General features: G+C 34.6%; 2 protein-coding genes, 1 tRNA gene and 1 pseudogene. All 4 read right to left on the reverse strand.

All coding sequences use genetic code 11. The features are described 5' to 3' along the window. Positions 1 to 285: pseudogene (locus Q0410_RS00915) on the reverse strand (N-acetyltransferase); the annotation flags it as partial. Beyond that, a complete protein-coding gene (locus Q0410_RS00920) occupies positions 282 to 416 on the reverse strand; it encodes a hypothetical protein (RefSeq protein WP_299031822.1) in 135 nt (44 codons plus the stop codon). The gene Q0410_RS00920 and the pseudogene Q0410_RS00915, both read right to left, overlap by 4 nt. Positions 417 to 442: 26 nt before the next feature. Then, positions 443 to 1,084 carry a bifunctional 2-polyprenyl-6-hydroxyphenol methylase/3-demethylubiquinol 3-O-methyltransferase UbiG gene (locus Q0410_RS00925; RefSeq protein ID WP_299031824.1) on the reverse strand — a complete coding sequence of 214 codons (642 nt, stop codon included), beginning with the start codon at positions 1,082 to 1,084 and terminating at the stop codon, positions 443 to 445. Between the two features lie 416 nt (positions 1,085 to 1,500). Beyond that, positions 1,501 to 1,576: transfer RNA gene (locus tag Q0410_RS00930), tRNA-Ala, on the reverse strand. Positions 1,577 to 1,727: the final 151 nt, after the last annotated feature.

Raw genomic sequence — 1,727 nt, forward strand, 5'->3', positions numbered from 1 at the left:
AAAATCATTAAGTTTTGAAGGATGAAAATTTACGTCTCCTACAAAAATTTTCAAATCTTGGTCATAAATATAGGCGTAAAAGTACTGGCCAGGATTAGTAAAATAAAGATTATACCGTTTTTCTAAGTAGCTATCGGAATAGGTAATAGTGCCTGTATCCTTATCATAGCCAGGAAAATTTACATCATAACCCCTGTTGTAGGCCATGGTGGCAGGATCTTTTAGGAGATTTTTGGCAAAATCTAATTCATTTTCTTTTGGTGGATATAATTTGATATTTTTCATTTTTTATTCTTGCATACAAAGAGTAGGTGGTTCGTTGCACCGAGTGTTTCTGGGTTTTTACAGTGGCTTAGGTGCCAGTCTAGGTAATTTTTAAATGATTCTTCACTCATTTGTTCAAGCTTACTTGCCAAAACTTCTGCGAATCCATCGCTTGCTATTATTTTTTTATTTCAATATCCTCATCTTCAATCATTTGTCTTGCTTCATTGAGTTTGAAAAATACAAAGGGTCTATCAATTAATCTTTGTTTTTTACTATCATAGCTAGGGCCTGAAAAAATATTTAGACTATAGTTGATAGATTCACTAATTAAAACCATATCGTGATTTATAAAGGAAATTAATATGTAGCCATCATCCCTGCAGACCCTTTTGGCTTCTTTTAGTACGTCCTTTCTGTCTTTTTGATCAGAGAGATGGTACATGGGTCCGAAGATTAGGACTAGGTCAAAATAATTTGCTTGTAAATCTTTTAGGTCGAAAGATGACTTATTATAGGACTTTATATTTGAAAATTCTTTTGTTTTTTGCTCTAAGGTCTTAAAATTTGAACTAGATGGCTCAAAGGCAGTAACTTCTTTAACTTTAGGGGCAAGGTGGATTGTATAAACTCCAGTCCCAGCCCCGATGTCAAGAACCATAGAATCTGCATTTATTAATTTATCTATTTCCCTTTGGGTGGTGATTTTCTCAACTAGACCAGTTCTTGATTGAAGGCGTTTTTCCTCATCAAAAAGCTTATAGAGCTCTTCATTTCTTTCTAAGTCGTCATCAATTTTTACAATTTTTTCCATATCCATAAGATCCTCCTTTTTATAAATATACCCCAATATAAGATAGTGTGAGATAATTGATTGAACTTGAAAAATTAGGGAAATTAGTATATAATTCTAGTAAGAGAAGCCACCTCTTATCCAGTCAAAAAAGCCACAAAGCTTTCAAACTTTGTGATACAAATGAAGAGTATTTCCCAGAAATGGGGTATCAAAAAAGCAGGAGTGTCAGTCCTGCTTTTTGTCTTTGCTACGTTTTTCTTTCCATATTTCAAAAAGAATATCAGCTAGCAAAGGTAATACAAATGATGATAAAAGTATCATGAGTATTCCCCCCCCATAGGGTATCACCCCCTTTCTATCGGGGATAATTACATTATATAATAAATAAAATATATTATAAGAAAAAACATCCGAGACAAAAATCCCGGATGTTTTTAACTTGGTGGAGTATAAGGGACTTGAACCCTTGACCTTTCGGCTGCCAGCCGAACGCTCTCCCAACTGAGCTAATACCCCAAATACATGTCTATTATACCATAGAGAAAATAAAAAAGCCACCCATTTGAGTGGCCTTAAGAATCAGCGGTATTAGTTACCAGCGTCTTCTTCTACTTCTTCTTCAACTGCTTCGTCAGCAGCATCTTTTGCTTCTTCTTCAGCTTCGTCA

The sequence above is a fragment of the uncultured Anaerococcus sp. genome (genome assembly GCF_937934665.1).
GTDB lineage: Bacteria > Bacillota > Clostridia > Tissierellales > Peptoniphilaceae > Anaerococcus.

Bases quoted from the DNA above. Each gene is read 5' to 3' on its own strand.
- Q0410_RS00925 (WP_299031824.1), bottom strand. From the start codon at position 1,084: ATGGATATGGAAAAAATTGTAAAAATTGATGACGACTTAGAAAGAAAT.